Source organism: Rossellomorea sp. GQ25, from assembly GCF_059758515.1.
Genome location: NZ_JCAXEQ010000002.1, coordinates 852,156 through 873,936, shown reverse-complemented (window position 1 = coordinate 873,936; position 21,781 = coordinate 852,156). Strand labels below are relative to the sequence as shown.

Sequence of the window (21,781 nt, the reverse complement as noted above, 5' to 3'; positions counted from 1 at the left end):
GCATAAGTGATTCTCGAATGTTTAGGGGTTATGGATAAATTTTAAAGGGGTGTTTGACAATGGAAGTAGGAAAACAAAATGTTAGCCAATTAGAAACCCGGTCAGGCAAAACGGCAAGGGAAGCAATGAAGTTTATCATTCCGTCCTTATTAGGGGTATTGTTGTTCTTAGTGCCTGTTACGTATGAAGGGAATATGACAATCGGGGTAGGGATATTTGCTTCTTATTTTCAAGGGATGCTGGAAGGGGTACTGCCATTATTCATGACAGTGGTTTTTGGTGTATCAGCTCTTATGGCTATTTATACAAAAGTTTTTAAACCTCAGTGGATTGTCAATCAATCATTCTTAAAAGGACTATTCGACGTAGGCTACTTTTGGATCGCTGTTCGTGTCCTCGGTTCGATATTTGCGGTTATGACGGTAAATGGAAGAGGTCCTGAGTGGATTATTTCTGACTTTACGGGAGGAACCGTATTGTATTCGTTAGTTCCTGTCTTAGCCACTTGGTTTTTATTTGCAGGCTTATTGATGCCCCTGCTTTTAGATTTTGGATTGATGGATTTCTTCGGTACTCTGTTGCAGAAAATCATGAAGCCGCTTTTCCAATTGCCGGGACGATCGTCTATCGATGCTCTTGCATCCTGGATGGGGAGTGGAACCGTCGGCGTATTGATTACAACGAAACAATTTGAAGAGGGCTACTACACAAAGCGGGAAGCAGCAGTCATTGCGACAAACTTTTCCGTTGCTTCGATCGCTTTTAGTCTTGTGATTGTCAGCTTCATCGGATTGGAATTCATGTTTGTTCAATTGTATGCGACAGTGGTTATTGCAGGGATAGCAGCTGCGGTCATATGTCCGCGTATTCCGCCTCTTTCCCGCAAAAAAGACACCTATTATGAGCCGGTTGGTATGCAAATCTCAGAAACCGTTCCTGAAAATGTATCTCGTTTTCAATGGGGCTTTGAAAAAGCAGTAGAAAAAGCATCAGAAGTGAAAAGTGTCGGAGAGGTAACAAAAAAAGGATTCCAGAACGTCCTGGATATCTGGTTTGGTCTTATTCCTTTAGTAATGGCCCTTGGAACTATTGCTTTAGTGGTAGCGGAATATACTTCTGTGTTTAATGTATTGGCTTATCCGATTGTTCCACTATTAGAGCTATTGCAAATTCCACAGGCGTCAGATGCGGCTCCTGCCATGATCGTTGGTTTTGCAGACATGTTTTTACCTGCTGTAGTAGGCAGTGGGATTGAGAGTGAGTTAACAAGATTCGTCATTGCCGCCATGTCCTTGACTCAATTAATTTACATGTCTGAGATTGGTATTCTATTAATCAAGTCCAAGATTCCGGTCAGCTTTTTAGATTTATTCATCATTTTTATCCAACGTACGCTTATTACTTTACCTATCGTAGCTTTATTGGCTCATTTCTTCTTTATGTAAGAGAATCAATAAAAAACAAATTTGTCTGTCACAAATATGGAGGTTACTAGAATGGAACAAACATTTGAACAGCTTATTCAAAATATGCCTAATCGTCTGGCACCCAGTATGGCAAAGGATCACCCGAACTTACCGGTAGTAAAAGAAGAGGGGTGCTATTACTACGGGTTGGACGGAAAGAAATATCTTGATTTTACCTCTGGAATTGCCGTAACGAATGTAGGACATCGTCATCCAAAAATTGTACAAGCGATTAAAGATGCAGCAGATGGGCTGATGCACGGCCCTTCAGGTGTGATCATGTATGAATCGATCCTTCGATTGGCTGATGAGCTGGCGGAGATTCTTCCAGGAGATTTAGATAGTTTTTTCTTTGCCAATAGTGGTACTGAAGCGATTGAGGGAGCAATCAAGCTTGCGAAATATGTAACGAAGCGTCCTTATGTCGTTTCCTTTACCGGCTGTTTTCACGGACGTTCACTTGGTGCGTTAAGTGTCACGACTTCTAAGAGTAAGTATCGAAAGTTTATGCAGCCATCAGGCCTGACTTATCAGGTTCCATATGCGAACGAACGAGAGTGTCCTAAGGGACTTGACTCAGTCCAGTATGTTGTTGAGAAGCTTGAAAAGGATTTCGAAACTCTCTTTAATCATCAGGTCACTCCTGAAGAGGTAGCATGTGTCATCTTAGAACCTGTTCTTGGTGAAGGTGGGTATATCGTTCCTCCGAAAGCATGGCTCAAAAAAGTAAGGGAGGTATGTGATCGTCACGATATTTTACTGATTTTCGATGAAGTCCAAACAGGCTTTGGACGTACGGGAAATTGGTTTGCCGCTCAAACCTTTGATGTAACACCGGATATCATGGCGATTGCAAAAGGGATTGCCTCGGGGCTTCCCCTGAGCGCGACGGTCGCATCCAATAAGCTCATGAAACAATGGCCTCTTGGGAGCCATGGGACGACGTTTGGAGGAAACCCGATTGCGTGTTCCGTTGGACTTGCTACATTAGAAGTCATGAAGGAAGAAAAACTTCTCGATAATACGAAAACGATGGGGGCTTATGCCGTTTCCAGACTCGAGCTTTTGAAGGAGAAACATAACGTGATCGGTAGCATTCGATCAGTCGGACTGATGATTGGCATTGAAATCGTTCATCCTCAAACAGGAAAACCAAATCAAGAAGGCTTAATGGACATCCTTGATCGGGCCCTGGATAAAGGAGTGTTATTCTACTTGTGCGGCAATCATGGTGAAGTGATCCGTATGATTCCGCCACTTACTGTAACAAAAGAACAAATTGATGATGGACTGCGGATGCTGGACGAAGCAGTAACAGAATATGAAGAATTATTAATGAGCCATTTAGATTGATATTTCCCAAACATGAGAAAGGCATGACTCCCGGTACACCATTGTACCGGGAGTCATGCCTATTTACATTTTTTTATGAAGTTTGCTGCAATTGAACATCATTCTTATTTGTTGTCATAAGAGTCACTACGACCAACACAATAACAGCTAACGGAACAGCAATAACAACACTGTTTAGATCAAATGGTTTTTGAAGGACGATTTCCCAAACTAATGTAGAAATGACCCCTGCTAACATAGAAGAAACTCCTCCGGCGGCATTCACTCGTTTCCAGAAGAAAACGGCTAAGACCGCGGGGGTAATGCCGGCACCATAGACGGTGTAAGCGTACATCTGAACATCCAGCACACTTGGGAAGTAATTGATAATAATAAAGGCTACAGCACCCAATATAACAATAAAGATCTTTGTTAACTTCAACTGTTTTTCATCAGAAGCATTTGAATTGATATATTTTCCGTATATATCATAGGTCAGATTGGTTGCGGCAGACAATAGGTACGAATTTCCTGTTGTAATGATAAATGAAGCCGCTGCAGCTAAAAGAATTCCTCCGATTCCAATCGGCATCACAACCGTCGTTGCCATTAATGCCATCCCCGGGTCAATATCCGGGAATAGAGAACGGGACGCAAAGGCAATTAAGGAGATGGCTGGAGAAATGATGATCATTGCAATGAGCCATCCAATTTGACCTTTTCTTGATGAAGAATCTCCTTTAGATGATGCCAGGCGTTGGTACATGTTTTGGTCACCAAGCAATAAGAATAGAGATGGCAATAAATAACCGATTAATTGAATGATTGATAAGTTTCCAGTAGCTGTCATATGAGATGTTGGTACATTATTAACAATCTCATCCCATCCCCCAGCAATAAAGAAAATGGTAGGAACAGTGATGATTAATCCGCCGACCATTAGGAATCCACTGAGAGCATCCGTTTGCGAGACAGAACGTAAGCCGCCAATCATGGCTAGAAATATAATCAGGACTGCACCAATTGTCGTACCCAGTCCAACAGACATGCCTGTTGTTAAGTTAAGGATGAAACCGAAACCTTTCATTTGGTAAGAGACGATACCAACATAAGCTAAGATAATAATGACGCTTGAAAGATTACGTGCAGTGGAACCATACTTCTCCTCAAGGATCGCTGAAACTGTATATTTACTGAATGCACGTATTTTAGGAGCAACTAGGTAAAGAATTCCGATTCCTACAAGTGTCGGAATCATAAGCATTAACGAAGGAATGAGTCCAAAGTTGTAAGCAACAGAAGTTTCTCCTCCTGATATACTTCCGCTGCCAGTCCATGTAGCAAGTAATGTACCCATTAATACAAATGGACCAAGACTTTTTCCAGCTAAAATAAAATCATTGCTGCTGGATACTTTCTTTGACATATACGTCCCGATACCAATCATGAGTACTGCATAAATTCCAATAAACCAAAGTAACTGTGGGTTTTGTTGTATTTCCATAAAACGATCATCTCCTGAACAATATTTGTTCACGCGAGAGAACGTTGATTCATTTTTTAATCACAATGTTGATCACCGGTGAAATGTTACACACATTTTAGCCTTGAAGGAAGGTATAAATGATTCTACCAACAATTAAATAATCTAAAACTATCAATTATGAGTTTAGAGGTAGAAAGAGGCTTGAAAATGTCTATCGTTGTGATGTTTTTCATGAATGCTTGTCTCACGTAAAAACATTTCTCATTAACCTTAGCATATATTCGTTTCGATAAAAAATGCTGGAAAAACCTGATTTGACAAGTTTTTTAGACGGTGATGATGTCGTGGTGAAAAATGGATTACCCTTTAATCCTATACAGGGCAATTGGTACAGAAATAGAAGGAATTATTAGAAATATTAAATAAATGATGACAAGGAAAGAGTGTAAAATCATTCTTTATACCTATTATTAAACCTGTTTTTTGGGTATAAATGACTATGTTAGCGTTTGCTTTATGAGTTTTAGGTAATAAATGATGGTGCTAAAAAGGTCGATCAGTTTTCACTGATCGACCTTTTATAGTCTCTTAACCGAAATAGCTTTCCTCATTTTCCGGAGTGCATCCTGACCTTCCATTTCCCTTCTCATCATCAAATTGACATATAGAGCATCAATTAATGTTAACTGTGCGATTCGGGAGGATAGGGCTTCAGAGCGATAATCGGTTTCTTCTGAGACAGTGAAAAGCGGTGTATCGACTCTTTGGCTCAAAGGAGATTTTGCAAAATTCGTAATGCAAATCGTCTTGGCTCCTGTTTCCTTGACAATATCAAGAACCTGGAGAATATCTTTCGTTGAACCGGAGTGGGAAATGAATACAGCACAATCTTCACTCGTCATTTGGGATGCGGTCATCAGCTGGATATGACTGTCGCTTGCAGCATGAACGCGCAGACCGGTTCGAATGAATTTATGATAGGCGTCAAGGGCGATGACGCCTGATCCGCCACTACCGAAAAATTCGATTGAGCGTGCGCTGCTCATAATATCCACAGCTTTTAATAGTTTCTTTTCATCAACGACCATTAAGGTGTCTTCGATGGTTTTGATGTTCGATCGGAATACTTTTGTGGCAATTGTTTGTGCCGTATCCCCCTCATTGATGCGCTCGTGGATATCCTTAAGTCCCGTCACAATTTCTGAAGCAAGAGCGATTTTCATCGCTTGGTATCCTTTAAAGCCGATTCGTTTACAAAAGCGGAAGACAGTGGAGTCCGCGACTCCTAAATCTTCTGCTAAACCATTAATGGTTGAATGAATAATCTCAGTTGGATTTTCAAGTATATAGTCGGCAATTTTTTTCTCGGTCACGCTAAATTGAGGATAGTGTGAGCGTATACTGGCTAAACAATGCTGATGTTGACTCATAGACATCACTCCTGTAAGGGTTTTCATAGTTTTATTATACAAGAATAATAGAAAAATAAAAATAATTTCTGTAAACGGTTGCAAAAAGAAAAATATTTTTTATAATAGAGATATACAGAAAATAATTTTCCTGATTATCTTACACTATGAAATGAACTTCCTTTAAGCCATTTCCGTTTAGTAGGTCAGAGAGTAGAAGTTACATAGAGGAAATTGTAAACGTTTTACTTTCCCGGGTAGTCAGGATCAATCGTTATAAAAAATCTGGCAGCCAAGCTGTCGTCATGAAAGAAAGGTAGGGATAGAGATGTCTGATCAAATGCTTATTTTAGTTGCATTAGCCGGAATTTTTCTTCTATTATTTTTAGTTATCAAAACGAAGCTTCATGCTTTTGTTGCCCTATTATTAGTAAGTTTAATTGTAGGGATCGCCGCAGGGATGCCTCTTCAGGAAGTTGTTGCTTCGATTCAAAACGGAATGGGAGGAACCCTCGGGTTTGTCGCAGTGGTTGTTGGTTTAGGTGCAATGTTCGGTCGTATGCTTGAGGTTTCAGGCGGAGCGGAACGTCTCGCTCAAACTCTGATTAATAAGTTTGGTGAAGACAAGGCCCAGTGGTCGTTAGGTATTACAGGTTTCTTAGTAGCCATTCCTGTATTCTTCGATGTCGGATTCATCATTCTTGTACCAATTGTATATGGATTGGCAAAGAAAACTGGAAAGTCGCTATTATACTATGGGATTCCTTTACTTGCGGGTCTTGCTGTAACACACAGCTTCATTCCGCCCACTCCAGGACCGATTGCTGTTGCTGATTTAATTGGAGCGGATCTTGGCTGGGTCATCTTATTCGGTACTCTTGCCGGTATTCCATCCATGATTATCGCTGGTCCACTTTTTGCAAAATTCATTTCGAAACGAATTCATGCAGTGGTTCCTGATTATATGCAAGTGGAAGAGATTGAGTACGATAAAGAACTTCCGAGCTTTGCGATGATTGCGTCACTTATCTCTATTCCCTTAGTGCTCATTTTATTGAATACGCTTTCGGGTGTTTTGCTAGATGAAGGAAATACCATTCGTTCGATCTTAACTTTCTTAGGTCATCCGTTCGTAGCGTTAACGATTGCGACTCTACTGACGTTTACATTATTAGGAACGAAACGTGGATATTCCCGTCAGGAAGTTCAGGATATTGCGACAAAAGCACTTGAGCCGGCTGGAATCATCATCCTTGTTACAGGTGCCGGTGGAGTATTCAAGCAAGTTCTGATCGACTCAGGTGTCGGTGAAGTACTTGGGGAAATGATGGCCGGTTCAAGCTTACCTCCTATTGCCCTAGCTTTCTTAATTGCCATGGTGGTACGGGTTGCACAAGGTTCAGCCACTGTATCCATGGTGACGGCAGCGGGATTAATGAGTCCATTAATTTCCACGCTTGGTTTAGAAGGGCCGGTCCTTGGTTTAATGGTTATTTCCATTGCTGCAGGAGCAACTGTCTTCTCTCATGTAAACGATAGCGGATTCTGGTTAGTGAACCGTTATTTTGGATTAGATGTGAAAGATACGTTAAAATCATGGACGATGATGGAAACGCTCATCGGGTTTGTTGGGTTTGCCGTAGTATTCATTTTAGGGATTTTCATTAGTTAAAATAGGATAGAATATAGTGGAAGAGGGAAGAGCCATGTCGCTTCTTCCTTTCTCTATTTATTTAGGAGGAACGAAGATGTCAGAATTTATGATTGGTGTCGATATCGGGACAACCAGTACAAAAGCAGTACTTTTTAATGAAAAGGGAGAAGCGATCGATCGTCATGGGGTCGAATATCCATTACATACACCAGCACCGGGAACCGCTGAACAGGATCCCGAAGAGATCTTCCGTGCCGTCATCAGTTGTATAAAGGAAGTGACCTCGAATACAAATGAGAAAATTTCGTTTGTGTCGTTCAGCTCTGCTATGCACAGCTTGATCCTGGTGGATGAGAAGGACCAGCCATTGACTCCTTCCATTACTTGGGCTGATAACCGAAGTGCCGAATGGGCGGATAAGATAAAAAAAGAAATGAATGGATTGGAGATTTATCGTAGAACAGGGACTCCTATTCACCCGATGTCCCCGCTTGTAAAGCTTGCATGGCTGCAGAGTGAAGAACCGGAATTATTTGGGGAAGCGGCTAAATTCATATCCATTAAAGAATTTGTGTTCCATCGCTTTTTCGGAAAATATGTCGTGGATTATTCAATCGCATCTGCAACAGGTATGTTTCATCTGGAAAACCTGGCTTGGGATGAAGAAGCGTTGAAGGTGGCAGGTGTCACAAAGGATCAACTTTCGGTTCCTGTCTCAACGACTGAAAGCTTAGTTGGATTGAAATCTGAGTATACGGACATGATGGGCCTATCAGCCGACACACCGTTTGTCGTCGGAGCAAGTGACGGAGTTCTATCGAATCTTGGCGTCGATGCCATTGAACCAGGTGTCGTAGCCGTTACGATCGGCACGAGTGGTGCGATTCGTGCTGTAACGGACCGTCCGGTAACGGATCCGAAAGGACGTATTTTCTGCTATGCCTTGACGGATAATCATTGGGTGATTGGCGGCCCTGTCAATAACGGTGGCATGATCTTCCGTTGGGTGCGGGACGAACTGGCTTCTGCAGAGGTCGAGGTGGCGGGCCGGTTAGGTAAAGATCCTTATGAAGTCCTTACGGATATTGCTTCTCAAGTAGAACCGGGCTCAGAAGGATTACTCTTCCATCCATATATGGCAGGGGAACGGGCACCTCTTTGGAACGCAAAAGCACGCGGATCCTTCTTCGGACTCGGCATGCATCACAAAAAAGAGCATATGATCCGTGCCGTTTTAGAAGGAATTGTCATGAATTTATACAGTGTTCTTCTGGCGCTGGAAGAATTAATAGGTACGCCGACAAGAGTGCAGGCAACCGGTGGATTTGCCCGTTCTAAAATTTGGCGTCAAATGCTTGCCGACGTATTTGATCAGGAAGTGGAAGTGCCGGAAAGCTTCGAAAGCTCTTGTCTCGGGGCGGTGGTGCTCGGAATGTATGGCAGCGGAATGATCGACTCACTTGAAGAAGTAAGTGAAATGGTCGGTTCTGTACATTCTCACCAACCAGATCCAAAGGCTACAGAAGCATATCGTAAGCTCATGCCGATCTTTATTCGCTTGCCACGTTTATTAGAAGCAGAATATGAAGCGATTAGTGCTTATCAGGAAGGAAGCTGACTCATATGAGTTGGCTTTTTTCAGGTAATGGTGGCAAGGAATCACTTAGCCAAAAATAGTTTTTTTCATGTATAATAGTAATGAAAATACCTTTTAAGATTGAAGCAGTAGTCATAGATAAATGTGAAAGAGAGTGAAACAATATGGGACGTAAATGGAATAACATTAAAGAAAAGAAAGCGTCTAAGGATGCGAATACTAGTCGTATTTATGCGAAGTTCGGTCGCGAGATTTATGTTGCGGCAAAGCAAGGCGAGCCGGATCCAGAACTTAACCAAACGCTGAAATTTGTTCTTGAGCGTGCGAAAACATACAGTGTTCCGAAACACATCGTTGACCGTGCCATTGAAAAAGCAAAGGGTGGTTCAGAAGAGAACTATGACGAACTTCGCTATGAAGGCTTTGGTCCGAATGGTTCCATGGTCATTGTTGATGCCTTGACGAATAACGTAAACCGTACAGCTTCCGAAGTACGTGCTGCCTTCGGTAAAAATGGCGGTAACATGGGTGTAAGCGGATCGGTTGCCTACATGTTCGATGCAACAGCCGTTATCGGTATTGAAGGGAAATCAGAAGAAGAAGTAATGGAGATTCTGATGGAAGCGGATGTAGACGCACGTGATATTATTGAAGAAGATGAAGCTGTGATCGTTTACGCTGAACCAGATCAATTCCATGCGGTTCAAGAAGCGTTTAAAGGTGCCGGTATCACTGAGTTTACAGTAGCGGAACTGACAATGCTTGCGCAGAATGATGTCGAACTTCCAGAAGACGGTCAAGCTCAATTCGAAAAAATGATTGATGCGATTGAAGATTTGGAAGATGTTCAGCAGGTATATCATAATGTTGATTTAGGTGAGTAATAGAATGAAGGACCTCTGATGCTGAGCGCATTAGGGGTTTTTTATTGGGAGAAGGAATGGATCTTTATGATAGAGTTGGTTGTCATTTTCCTAATATTGTTAAATGGCGCACAACTTTAGTAAAAAGACGCATAAATTCTGAAAATGACGCATAAATCAAAAAAAAGACGCATAAATCCGGGAAACGACGCATAAAAAATTTAGCCCCAATCTCAATCAAACCAAACCCTCTCACGGAAAGAACATCCCCGCTGATTATGTCACTTTACCACTTTATTTGTCGAATAGATTGAAAATTCAGCAAAATACTTCATTCTCCTTATCTGCTTTGTTATGCTAAAGAAGAATCTGACTAAAACGTGAAAAGGGAGAGGGAATTATGGGACTAGATCAACTCGAATTGCAACAAGCAGAACAGAACGTGGATCGAAAGGAAAAAACCAAACCCTATCTAACGGCATTGATCGGTTGGAGTCTGCCGGCAATCGAAGCGTGTACGAAGTTAAATAGACCTTTCGTCGTAGTCGGCCCGCGTGATTTTGAAGCATATGCAGAAAAACATGAAATTGCCTTTATCGGCTGGGACTTTGATCGGTTAAATGAAGGTTCAGATCATCTTTATAAGCAGCTGAAGGCAATGGGGGCAGAAGTGGCTGTTCCTTTGTATGAAGAGTGTGTGGAGTGGTCCGGGGCATTAAATTCCCGTTTCCGTAACGAACCACGCGTCTTCAACCGTTCTCTTCTATTAAGAGATAAAGGGATGATGAAGCGTAAAGCGCAAATTGCCGGAATCAAAGTAGGTGTATTTGAAGAAGCACGGGACAAGGAAGATGTAAGGCGCTTCTTGAAACGTGTGAATGAAGCCCTCTTGAAAGTCGAAGGAGATAAGAACGATCCCATTCACGTAAAACCTCTTGATAAAGCAGGGTCTGTCGGACACCGTGCCATTGAGAATCCGGAAGATATCGATGCTCTCACTGAGTCTGAGTTTCCGCTTCTGATGGAAAGTCATTTAGACGGACAGGAATTCTCGTGTGAAGCGTTTATTCATAATGGAGAGATCCAATTTTTAAATATAACGGAGTATGTGCGATTAGGCTACTCTAATTTCGTACCGGCATCTCCAACCCTTGAAGAAAAGCGGCCGATCATCCGTGAGGCGATTCAACAGCTCATTGATGCGTTTGAGATTGAATACGGTGTTATTCATCCGGAATATTTCATTACATCCGATGGTACGCTTCATTTCGGTGAAGTCGCAGCCAGAGTCCCCGGCGGACATATCTTCGATTTGATTGAGCGGGCATATGGATTTAATGCATATCAAGCTCAAATCCTTTGTAGTGATCCCAATACAACAGAAGAAGAGCTGAGAGAGTTTTTCCCTTCTACAGGTGAAAAGGCAAAAGCCCATGCAGGTTGTTTAATGGTCCATCCTCATGTTAATTATGTGGAGAAACTGGAGGTACCCGATGAACTGGAGAACCATGCCTATTTTGAAAAACATGATATGTTCAGTCCGGCTCAAGGGAAAGTAGCTCAGCGAATCGGCTTCGGTAATCATTACGGAACGATCTTCTTCTACGGGGAAGACAGTGAAATCATGAGGGGTCTATTAAAGGAATATGAACAGTTTAACTTCTATATCTAATTCCATAATCCACAGGTATTCTGATCGATAAAGGAGTTTTGAAATGGCATTTGAATTAACGTCTAAGCTGGAAGATCGATTTCTGCAAGCGCTTAATGATCTGGAGAGCGCGGCTTCATTTGCAAAGTCAATGTATCAAACTGACGTCTATCAGGAAGCGCAAAGATTGTTGGATACGGATGAAGGACTGGAAATTTTATATCGAAGCGCAAGTCGCTTTGAAAAGGCCGGGGTCTTCCAGGACGGTCCCTGGGAAAAGGCGTCCAAGCTTCAACCACCTCTTGTGGCCGGGTCACTTCAAGCGAAGGGGCTTCCTTCGATCATTGAAATTCTTAGTGAGTTAAGAATGCTATCCATTGCCGAAGGTCAATATAAACATCCCGATGTTTCGACTGAAATGGCAGAGGATTTCCTCAATGAAGTAATGGTTCTGAATCTGAACCTGCTTTTCCCTGAAGCAACAGAAGCAGCACGGATTGAAGGTGGAGAGCAGAGTGAAAGAGCAACGGAGTTATTTCGATTTCTATCTGATAAGCTTTCCTATCAAGCACTTACGACTACACTGATTAAAGAAATTGAACGGTTGACTGCACAACGTCCAATCATGGTGAAGCGGACAGTGTCGATGATTGAAACAGCGAAGAAGATGCTTCATTCAGACTTAAGCGTAGCGGAACGACTTGTTTTAGATAAGTATGTGTCTGCTATTGAAGGTCCGTCCCTCTTAAGCAAAAGCATTGTCCAACCGGGTGAATACCGTAAGAAGCTTATGAATTTGTCTCAGGAAGAACTGGAGAAGGAAGCTGTTGCCTTTGCCCGATCCATGCGTGAAACGGGGCTCGTCGCACCTCAGCATGCGATTTTACTAAGGTTCCTAAGCAGAAAGGTTCAAGAGCTTATTCCGGCTGCCCTTCAGTTAAATGACAAAGGAAAAGCAAATTTGGATGAACATTCAGAGCTTGTCTCCCAGCTCATAAAAGTGGCAATCTATCCAGCCACAAAGCAATCGGTTTACGGACTAGCTCTTATGCTTGAACGGGGAGTATTATCATCATCTCCAGTATCACCGGGATTGAAAAGGCTGATTGAACTTGATATTCGACCGGAAGTACGGAAGACGCTCCTTAATTCGTGTAAAACTGGAGACGGAATTACAGCAAATTCTGTCCTTCTTGCCGGTGTCATCAATGTCCTCGGTCAACCTATCGGGATAGGCCAAGGCTTAAATCCGACCTGTCAAACAGCACGGGGTATCAGCCTTTGGGCACAGCATGCTCCGGGATATTTACTCGAACTGATTCCAAGGGCTGCGAGGGATGGAGATATCGATATTATGTTTGAAGGTACACCGGTCCATTCGAAAGACTTAAGTGGAGGGCTGGCGCCTGAGCTTCATCAAGAGCTTGATCCTGTGTCACTTGTTCTCGTTCCTCATCTTGATCGTATTTATAGTGAGATGATGAGACGCGTATCGCTTAGAGGGGAAGATGGACACCGCTGGGTGAATCCGGAATTTTATGGAGATTGGGTTCAAAAAGGGTTTAGCACAGTCATTGATTCACTAACAGGTCTCATCTCTGACTATCCGGGATTCGTTCGCCTGTTCTATGCCACTCACCACCCCGAATACAATGATGACTACGGCTTGATCTATCCGAATCCGGTCGGGATCTTCATCACAAATGTTCATGGAAAGCTCCTTGGATTCCATGCCGTTTCGATTCTGAGAATCACTCAAGATCCCAAGGGAGAATATCGGATCTATTTCTATAATCCGAATAACGATGGCTCTCAGAACTGGGGTCAGGGTATCGAACCTTCCGTCATGGAAAACGGGGAACTAGAAGGAGAATGCTCTCTTCCATTTCACGAGTTTGTTTCCAGGCTTTACGCTTTCCACTACAATCCTTATGAACAGGGAGATGCTTTTGCTGTGGAAAATGAGATTGTTGATAAAATTAAAGATCTTGCACGGGATAGCTGGGGAAGGGATTATACGTGGGTTTGAAGATGAATCGGGGCGTTAAGCAGCATAAGTTGCTTAACGCTTTTTTTGATCCACATGAAATTTGGATGATTCTTTTATCAGTAGCCATACTAAATATAATAATGGAGGTGGAATAGATGAGAGATCATAAGAAACCTGAAGATCTACGTATGGACACACCGCTTAATCCTGAGTTTACACTGAACAATGAGGTTCGCAACCCTAGTCAAGTGTATGTGCCGGGAGAGTCAGTAGAGGAACATCATGCAATAGAAGAAGGAAACGGTTTCATTGCAGAAAAAGAAATCGGACAAGCCATTGAAAATAGTTAGAGGTGAAAAAAGATGAATAAAGAGTTTCCGGTGGCAAACCTATCAGAAGATACGTTAAATCAAGTGTTGAATATGGAGAGTGAACTTCGTCAGCAAACGAAAGAGGATATTATTCTAATCGCTTATAAGAATGGTGGTGAAACGATTGAAGCAGGAAGGTAGAGTGAATAAAGGAAATGAAGACATGCCCGATTTCAAACAGTTAAACGACCGTGTCATAGCAGAGGAACCAAAAGGACCGTTTCTCGCAATCAAAACTAATATGGATACGGCAGGAGTCAAGGACAATCCATATGCGTCGGAAAATGCAGATCCAGAACAAGACGAGAAATTACAGCAATTTTTTGAGGATGAAGAGTTGTAGGTGACGTGAGAATAAAGAACTTTAATCTTTTGTTTCATTATACAAAAAAGTGTCAGTCACATGATTGGCACCTTTTTTGTTTGAAGTATTTTTTAAATAGATAAAAAAGCCCTATACTAGGTATTAGACATAGTTACTTGGAAGAGAGGAATGAAAATGTCGAAAGTAGCGTTGGTAGCAGGATCCACGGGATTAGTTGGTTCCCATTTGATTGAAATACTACTCAAGGGTCCCGAGTATAAAAAAGTGATTTCGTTCGTGAGAAGAAGCAGTGGAGTGAAGCATGAAAAGTTGGATGAACGAATCATCCCATTCGATCAGATGAAGCTCCTGCCCCACGAGGAAATCGATGATGTCTTTTGTTGTCTTGGAACGACCATCAAGAAAGCGCAGACGAAGGAAGCGTTTAGAAAGGTAGATTACGAGTACCCCGTTCAACTAGGGAGGCTCGGTAAAGATCATGGAGCCAAACAATATATGGTCATATCAGCTATTGGGGCGAGCTTAGGTTCACCGTTCTTTTATAGTAAGGTGAAAGGGGAGCTCGAGGAAGACTTAATAGCACTCTACTATCCAGCCCTGCATATTTTCAGGCCAGCCCTTCTATTAGGGGAAAGAGATGAATTCCGCCTTGGAGAAAAAGCGGGAGAACTCTTCTCCAGAGCCATCCGTCCAGTAATGATAGGCAGGTTGAAAAGATACAGAAGCATCTCGGGACGTCAGGTGGCTTATGGAATGTACCGTGACGCCAATGGCCCTGGCGGTGAAAAAGTAACCATTCATGAATCGGATCAAATTCAGCAGCTGTAAAAGGGGAGGATAAAATGAAGAGAGTACTTAGAGGACATCATCTCCTTTGCACCCATGGGTTTAAAGGTATGGGGTACAGTCCTGAATTTGTTAAGGTGATGGCTGACATAGTGAGAGAGATACGAAACGACGATTTGGATTTCCCAATCCAGATTGTTCAGTCCTTCGATGATGCCTGCCAGGCCTGTCCTCATAAGGGGAAATCAGCATGTGAAAAAAGTGCGGACTCCAATGATCATGTACTTTCGTTAGATAGCAAAGTTCTTAACCATTTAGGCTTGAAACACGGTGACGTCTATATGAAATCGGCATTGATCAGTGTAACGGCCCAAAAGGTAAAGCCAGAGGACCTTGACCAATTATGTGAAGGCTGCTCCTGGCTAAAGTATGGGGTTTGTAAGGAAGGGATCGGAAAGTTGAGAGAGAATGTTTTGGCTTAAAGATATTTTCTAAAAAGAGTGTTGTTTTATAGATATTATTATAAGAAACCTAGACTATGAAATTTGGTTCTCATTGCAGGTGCTCGACTCCTGCGGGAATAGCTGGACAGTACGAAAAGCGGAAGGGCTTTGCCCAGGGGCGACAAGCATAAGTCGAGTCTGCCGGAAAGGCGCTTTTTGCCTTTTTGGCAGACTTGGCTTATGACCTCGAGCCCCTAAGCCCTGTAGCTGGACAGTACGAAAAGCGGAAGGGCTTTGCCCAGGGGCGACAAGCATAAGTGGAGTCTGCCGGAAAGGCGCTTTTTGCCTTTTGGCAAACTTGGCTTATGACCTCGAGCTCCTAAGCCCTGTAGCTAGACAGGTGAGACCCCGGAGGCTCACCGCCAGCCCCGCGGAAAGCGAGCATCCTGGAAAGGAAATCAACTACTACTTTTTCTATAAAATAAAAAAGACCCGCATTTGAACTAAGCGGGTCTTTCGTGGTCAGAATGTATAATAATGTCTCAAGGCATTCACGAGATGCTTCAGCGACGGGTCCTCTTCAAGATTCACAATCATTCCTTTAATAACGACCGGCCGGGTTACATCCTTTTGAATTTCCTCTTGAATGACTTCTAACGAAATCTTGGTATTTTCGTCCTCTGCCACTTCACGTGCGTCCTCGATCATATGAACAAGTGTAGACTCATTTATCCTGTTAGATAAAGTGAAATCCTTCACCAGATCATCCAATTTTTCAAAGGAAAGAACAGGCTGATCCCCGCTTTTTAGTAGACCTTCCACTAAATCATCGGTACGCTTCAATATAAAGTGGGATAAATAGGCAAAATCCAATTCGATTTTATCAAGCATCACCAATTCTAAATAAGAATGGAAAAAACCTTGAATCATCATGGTGATATCCCAGAAGTAGGGCTCGATTTTTTTTCCGTATATCCCATATAATCTTCTTTTATAATAGCGATGGGTGTCCATTTTCATCTCACTGAGGAGATCATGGATTTCATCGTTAAACGGCATGGCATTCTCTCTGATCTGCATAATGATAAACTCTTTATGTTTACAAATTTCAATAAACTGACATTCTAATTGCTTTTGGAATTTTTCATAAGGAGGCAAATCCTCGTTTTCAATCTCATTTACTTTAGCCGTGATCATTTTAAAATAGTATTTCATGATGGCTAACAGAAGAGCTTCCTTTGATTTGAAATACAAATAGAATGCACCTTTTGATATCTCACACTCGTTCACGATTTCTTGCACCGAGGTGGCGTTAAATCCTTTCGTGGCAAACAGCTTAATCGATGTTTCAATAATTAATTTCTCTTTTTCCTTCATGCTTTCCTCTCCTTGACTCTATTATGACCGATTGGTCACAATAAATAAACCTTTTATTTTATAAGTATATTGACTAATGACTGATCGGTCAGTTATATTAGATTATGTTATGACTAGTCGGTCAGAGAAATGAGAGAAGGGACGAATAAAGAGTGAATAGTATTATTAATTTCGTACTCAAGAATAAGTTTGCCGTATGGTTAATGACCATCATCGTCATTATTGCAGGCTTATATTCAGGATTTAATATGAAACTCGAAACCTTACCAAACATTAATACCCCGATTGTAAGTGTTACGACGGTGTATCCGGGAGCTACGCCTGAAGATGTAGCCGAAAAGGTTTCAGAACCAATTGAAAAACGTTTGAAGAATTTAAATGGGGTAAACGTTGTCAGCTCCACGTCTTATCAAAATGCTTCAGCCGTTCAGATAGAATACAAGTTTTCGAAAGATATGGAAGAAGCAAAGACTGAAGTTGAAGATGCTCTTTCGGATCTTTCTTTTCCAGAAGGGGTGAATGAGCCGGAAGTATCAAGATTAAGCTTTAACGCTTTCCCGATTATCGCACTCAGTGTAGCAAATGATGACCAATCTCTTGCTCAATTAACTTCGACTGTAGAAGAAACGATCGTGCCACAGTTGGAAGGAGTGGATGGGGTAGCATCTGTTCAAGTTTCAGGTCAACAAGTTCAAGAAGCACAAGTCGTTTTTGATCAGGAAAAGCTTGCTCAATACGGCTTAACCGAAGAAACGGTCCAAAATATGATCAAAGGTTCTGATGTGACAGCACCATTAGGCCTTTACACGTTTAAAGACAGTCAGAAATCTGTGATGGTTGATGGAAATATTACAACGATCGAAGATTTGAAAGAGATGAAAATTCCTGTGACGCCTTCAACTGGTGGGTCTGTGGAAGCTTCACAAGGGCAAACACCTGGGGGGCAAGCTCCTCAAGCTCCGCCTGCCGGTGAAGCACCTGCCGGGATCAAGATTCCAACCGTACAACTATCAGACATTGCTGATATCGAACTAAAAGGGAAAGCCGAATCGATTTCAAGAACCAATGGGAAGGAATCCATTGGACTTCAAGTGGTGAAAACAGCAGATTCCAATACGGTAGACGTTGTAAACGCGGTAAAAGAAGAAGTGAAAGCTTTTGAAAAAGAGCTGGATGGGGTTGAAATCATCTCTACCTTTGACCAAGGTGAACCGATTGAAGAATCAGTCAGCACCATGCTGAACAAAGCATTATTTGGTGCCATATTTGCGGTCATCATCATCCTGCTATTCTTACGGGATATTAAATCGACGCTAATCTCCGTCGTATCGATTCCACTATCGCTACTAATCGCGATTTTACTTTTAAAACAGATGGATATCACGTTAAATATTATGACTCTCGGTGCCATGACTGTAGCCATTGGACGTGTCATTGATGACTCCATCGTAGTAGTAGAGAACATTTACCGAAGGATGTCCCTTAAAGGTGAAATGCTGAAAGGAAAAGAATTGATTCGGGAAGCAACGAAGGAAATGTTCGTTCCGATCGCTTCTTCTACGATTGTAACGATCGCTGTGTTCCTTCCATTAGGATTGGTTCAAGGAATGATCGGGGAATTATTCCTTCCATTTGCATTGACCATCGTATTTGCCCTATTGGCTTCACTTCTTGTGGCAGTAACAATTGTGCCGATGCTTGCCCACTCGATGTTTAAAAAGGGTGTAGGGAAGAAGCATGTGGAAAAGCAAAGTCGTTTAGCCCAGTGGTACAAGGGCGTATTAAATTGGACGCTGAACCATAAAATCATCACGTCAATCCTGGCTGTCGCGATGCTGGTTGGAAGCTTGTTCCTGGTTCCGCTCATAGGAGTAAGTTTCCTTCCATCAGATGAAGAAAAGATGATCATGGCAACGTATAAACCGGATCCGGGTCAAACAGAAGAAGAGGTAAATAAGATCGCTCAAGATGCAGAAGAGTATTACCAAGGACGTAAAGGTGCCGAAACGATTCAGTACTCGGTTGGTGGAGAGAACCCAATGAGTCCGGGAAGCTCGAACAATGCAATATTCTATGTTCAATATAGCGACGATACAGAGAAATTCTCTGAAGAAAAAGAACAAGTCATTAAAAAACTGCAAGAAACAACAGATAAAGGGGAATGGGCTTCACAAGATTTCTCCGCAAGTGCCGGCAGCAATGAAATTGTCGTGTACGTGTACGGTGAAAGCCTGAAAGAAATCGAACCTGTTGTAAATGATATTCAAGCTATGATGGAAGATAAAAAAGATTTTCAAAAAGTAGGATCAAGTATCTCTGAATCGTACGATGAGTATTCGTTCATCGCAGATCAGGAAAAACTGAGTGAGCTTGGCCTGACAGCGGGTCAAATCGCCATGGAACTTGGTCAGTCACGTCAGCGTCCAGTCCTCACCACCATCGAGAAGGATGGAGAAGAGGTAAATGTCTATTTAGACGTTGAAAAGGAAGACTACGAAAGCATCAACGACTTGACGGATAAAACCATCGAATCGCCACTTGGAATGGAAGTTCCGATTAAAGACGTCGTTGAAGTTCAAGAAGGTAAGACATCTGATACCGTTTCAAGAAGGGACGGAAAAGTATTTGCTCAAGTGAGCGGAGAATTAAAATCGGATGATGTATCAAAAGCTTCGCAAGACATTCAAAAAGAAATCGAAGAGCTTGATTTGCCAGCGGGTATCAACGTAGACATGGGTGGAGTAACAGAAGACATCCAGGAATCCTTCACACAATTAGGATTAGCGATGCTCGCAGCCATTGCCATTGTGTACTTGATCCTGGTGATCACGTTCGGCGGAGGTCTTGCGCCATTTGCGATTCTGTTCTCGTTACCATTTACGATCATCGGGGCATTGGTTGGACTATTGATCGCAGGTGAAACGATCAGTATTTCTTCCATGATTGGTGCTCTCATGCTGATTGGTATCGTTGTAACCAACGCAATCGTCCTGATTGATCGGGTGATTCATAAAGAAAACGAAGGTCTATCAACAAGGGAAGCGTTACTAGAAGCCGGTGCCACCCGACTTCGACCGATCCTTATGACAGCTATTGCGACAATCGGGGCCCTGTTCCCATTAGCATTAGGTCTTGAAGGAAGCGGATTGATCTCGAAAGGTCTGGGTGTGACCGTGATTGGCGGCCTGACAAGTTCGACGCTATTAACACTTGTCATTGTGCCGATCGTGTATGAAATCCTGATGAAGATAAAAGGAAAGACCAGTCGACGTAAACGTAAGGTAGTAAAAGGGTAAGTCGAGGAAAGCAGTCCTGTTGAGGGGCTGCTTTTTTCGTATTTTTTTATAGGGTTTGTGAAGGTTGTTCACAATTTGGCGCAACAAACGGCAAAAGTGCCGCAATAATGTGGAAAATTGCCTCAAAAGTACCACAACAACCTCGCGACCGTCTTCTTTTTTAAAAAATACCCCTTAGTATGATTTCAAAAGTTTTATGCTTACTCCATGATGGACACGCGACCCTTCACATATTCCCCGGACAACCATCATAGAATAGACCATCTAAAACAAAGGCAGGGTACAAACATATGAGTTTGTTTTTAAGGGGTACATTGGTGTTGGTGGTGACGGCTTTTTTAGGTGAGTGTTTGGAGTTTGTGATCAATATGATTTTGGCTCGTGAGCTTGGGGAAGCTGGTCTTGGCTCGTATATGTCGATTCTGCCGACTGTGTTTCTGATTGTCATTTTATCAAGCATGGAGCTGCCGATCAGTCTTTCCAAGTTCTTTGCCGAACGGGAAGAAAAGTATCATAGGGGCATGCTTCATTATGCATTTCGATTTGCGGTTATAACCACGTGCGTATTATTAATCCTCATGGTGATGATATATGCCTGGACTCCTTTGTTCGACGGGTACCATCCAGGGATTCGCTGGCTTATTTTGGCTGTGATTCCCATTGTTGCGTTTACCTCGATTACGAGAGGCTATTTTATGGGGATCCAACAGATGGGCAAAATTGCAGTGGCTAATTTTCTGCGGAAAGGAATTCAGCTATTTTTATTAGTTTCGATCTATAATTTTCTATCGTTTGGTATCAATACATCGATCTTCATCGCCCTTGGGACGATGATTGCCAGTGAAGCGGTCGTCTTTGTTTATTTAATTCATGCTTACTTTCTGGAGATTAGGGGTAAAAGAAAGAAGAGCCATTCTACATTATCAACAATTGAAATGAGAAAGTCAGTATTATCTGTATCGATTCCGACGACGTTGTTGCGAATTTTCCACGCTCTCACCCATGCGGTTCAGCCATTTTTGATCAAATGGGCGTTAGTTCTTTCCGGTATGGGGGCGTTGGAAGCGAATGAGCATTTCGGGATGCTGGCTGGAATTGCCCTTACCATCGGCTTCTTCCCATCATTTATTGCATTTTCGATGTTAATCGTGTTAATTCCGACTGTATCGGAAAAAGTGTCATCAAAGGACTTTGATGGAATCCTGACCCATCTTAAGCAGATAATGTGGATTACATTAGGATATGGTGTTCCGGCAGTATTCATTTACTATTTGCTTGGGGACTACATTACTGAAACGTTCTTTCATTCCGTGGCATCGGCCTATTATTTGAAGCTGCTCTGGCCCTATTTTCTTTTTCACTTCTTGGTGTTTCCTCTCCAAGCATTTTTAATTGGACTGGGGTTGGTGAAGGATGCTCTCCTTCATACCGTCTGGTCGAGCGTATTTTCTTTTACACTGATATACTTGCTCGGATCCCGTTTTGGGATGGAAGGAGTCATTCTTGGCATGAACGCAGGGGCTGTTCTGATTACCATGCTTCATTACTTTACAATATGTAGAGAATTGGAAACGACTCTTTGGTTAAAATCAGCAATTAAAATGTAAACTAAAAAAAACAGATGTGCCCTCGGAAGGCATTTGTTTTGCAAAAAGAGGGACGGACCTTTTATTCTATAATACGTACATACATTCTACTGTTATGGCTGATTTCATAACCTTCAAAGGAGAAAGCT

The 21,781-nt window shown here is 42.3% G+C and carries 17 protein-coding genes; 14 read left to right on the top strand and 3 right to left on the bottom strand.

From position 1 onward, the window contains the following. Nucleotides 1–59: 59 nt before the first annotated feature. Nucleotides 60–1,445 (top strand): YjiH family protein, encoded by a 1,386-nt coding sequence (locus AC6CIB_RS10140; RefSeq protein WP_498280215.1) that lies wholly within the window; start codon nt 60–62, stop codon nt 1,443–1,445. A gap of 51 nt (nt 1,446–1,496) precedes the next feature. Beyond that, entirely contained in the window at nt 1,497–2,819 is a 1,323-nt protein-coding gene (locus AC6CIB_RS10135) for an aspartate aminotransferase family protein (RefSeq protein WP_498280213.1), read from the top strand. A gap of 73 nt (nt 2,820–2,892) precedes the next feature. Here AC6CIB_RS10135 and AC6CIB_RS10130 read toward each other — a convergent pair whose 3' ends face one another. After that, nucleotides 2,893–4,302: a sodium:solute symporter family protein gene (locus tag AC6CIB_RS10130; RefSeq protein WP_498280211.1), complete on the bottom strand. Its 1,410-nt coding sequence runs from the start codon at nt 4,300–4,302 to the stop codon at nt 2,893–2,895. Between the two features lie 560 nt (nt 4,303–4,862). Beyond that, a complete protein-coding gene (locus tag AC6CIB_RS10125) occupies nt 4,863–5,714 on the bottom strand; it encodes a MurR/RpiR family transcriptional regulator (RefSeq protein ID WP_498280209.1) in 852 nt (283 codons plus the stop codon). A gap of 307 nt (nt 5,715–6,021) precedes the next feature. Here AC6CIB_RS10125 and AC6CIB_RS10120 point away from each other — a divergent pair, with 307 nt between their 5' ends. From AC6CIB_RS10120 to AC6CIB_RS10075, 10 genes are all read left to right on the top strand, one after another. Next, nucleotides 6,022–7,365 (top strand): GntP family permease, encoded by a 1,344-nt coding sequence (locus AC6CIB_RS10120; RefSeq protein WP_498280207.1) that lies wholly within the window; start codon nt 6,022–6,024, stop codon nt 7,363–7,365. A gap of 88 nt (nt 7,366–7,453) precedes the next feature. Then, a complete protein-coding gene (gene gntK / locus AC6CIB_RS10115) occupies nt 7,454–8,965 on the top strand; it encodes a gluconokinase (protein WP_498280563.1) in 1,512 nt (503 codons plus the stop codon). A 143-nt stretch (nt 8,966–9,108) separates the two neighbouring features. Continuing rightward, nucleotides 9,109–9,828 (top strand): YebC/PmpR family DNA-binding transcriptional regulator, encoded by a 720-nt coding sequence (locus AC6CIB_RS10110; RefSeq protein WP_498280205.1) that lies wholly within the window; start codon nt 9,109–9,111, stop codon nt 9,826–9,828. 379 nt (nt 9,829–10,207) lie between these two features. Then, entirely contained in the window at nt 10,208–11,479 is a 1,272-nt protein-coding gene (locus AC6CIB_RS10105; protein ID WP_498280203.1) for an ATP-grasp domain-containing protein, read from the top strand. 43 nt (nt 11,480–11,522) lie between these two features. Next, complete coding sequence (locus tag AC6CIB_RS10100) at nt 11,523–13,487, top strand: hypothetical protein (protein WP_498280201.1); 1,965 nt, start codon at nt 11,523–11,525, stop codon at nt 13,485–13,487. Between the two features lie 116 nt (nt 13,488–13,603). Further along, nucleotides 13,604–13,798 carry a hypothetical protein gene (locus AC6CIB_RS10095; protein WP_498280199.1) on the top strand — a complete coding sequence of 65 codons (195 nt, stop codon included), beginning with the start codon at nt 13,604–13,606 and terminating at the stop codon, nt 13,796–13,798. 12 nt (nt 13,799–13,810) lie between these two features. Continuing rightward, nucleotides 13,811–13,960, top strand: a complete 150-nt coding sequence (locus tag AC6CIB_RS10090) for a hypothetical protein (protein WP_498280197.1) — start codon at nt 13,811–13,813, stop codon at nt 13,958–13,960. After that, complete coding sequence (locus AC6CIB_RS10085; protein ID WP_498280195.1) at nt 13,944–14,162, top strand: hypothetical protein; 219 nt, start codon at nt 13,944–13,946, stop codon at nt 14,160–14,162. The genes AC6CIB_RS10090 and AC6CIB_RS10085 overlap by 17 nt, the downstream gene beginning before the upstream one ends. Before the next feature lie 156 nt (nt 14,163–14,318). Further along, nucleotides 14,319–14,972: an NAD-dependent epimerase/dehydratase family protein gene (locus tag AC6CIB_RS10080; RefSeq protein WP_498280193.1), complete on the top strand. Its 654-nt coding sequence runs from the start codon at nt 14,319–14,321 to the stop codon at nt 14,970–14,972. Nucleotides 14,973–14,986: 14 nt separating this feature from the next. Then, a complete protein-coding gene (locus AC6CIB_RS10075) occupies nt 14,987–15,412 on the top strand; it encodes a DUF1284 domain-containing protein (RefSeq protein ID WP_498280191.1) in 426 nt (141 codons plus the stop codon). A 483-nt stretch (nt 15,413–15,895) separates the two neighbouring features. Here AC6CIB_RS10075 and AC6CIB_RS10070 read toward each other — a convergent pair whose 3' ends face one another. Beyond that, a complete protein-coding gene (locus AC6CIB_RS10070) occupies nt 15,896–16,750 on the bottom strand; it encodes a TetR/AcrR family transcriptional regulator (RefSeq protein ID WP_498280189.1) in 855 nt (284 codons plus the stop codon). A 152-nt stretch (nt 16,751–16,902) separates the two neighbouring features. Here AC6CIB_RS10070 and AC6CIB_RS10065 point away from each other — a divergent pair, with 152 nt between their 5' ends. Together AC6CIB_RS10065 and AC6CIB_RS10060 are read left to right on the top strand one after the other, a co-directional pair. Beyond that, nucleotides 16,903–20,046 (top strand): efflux RND transporter permease subunit, encoded by a 3,144-nt coding sequence (locus AC6CIB_RS10065; RefSeq protein WP_498280187.1) that lies wholly within the window; start codon nt 16,903–16,905, stop codon nt 20,044–20,046. Between the two features lie 290 nt (nt 20,047–20,336). After that, nucleotides 20,337–21,653: a polysaccharide biosynthesis protein gene (locus AC6CIB_RS10060; RefSeq protein WP_498280185.1), complete on the top strand. Its 1,317-nt coding sequence runs from the start codon at nt 20,337–20,339 to the stop codon at nt 21,651–21,653. Nucleotides 21,654–21,781 lie beyond the last annotated feature (128 nt).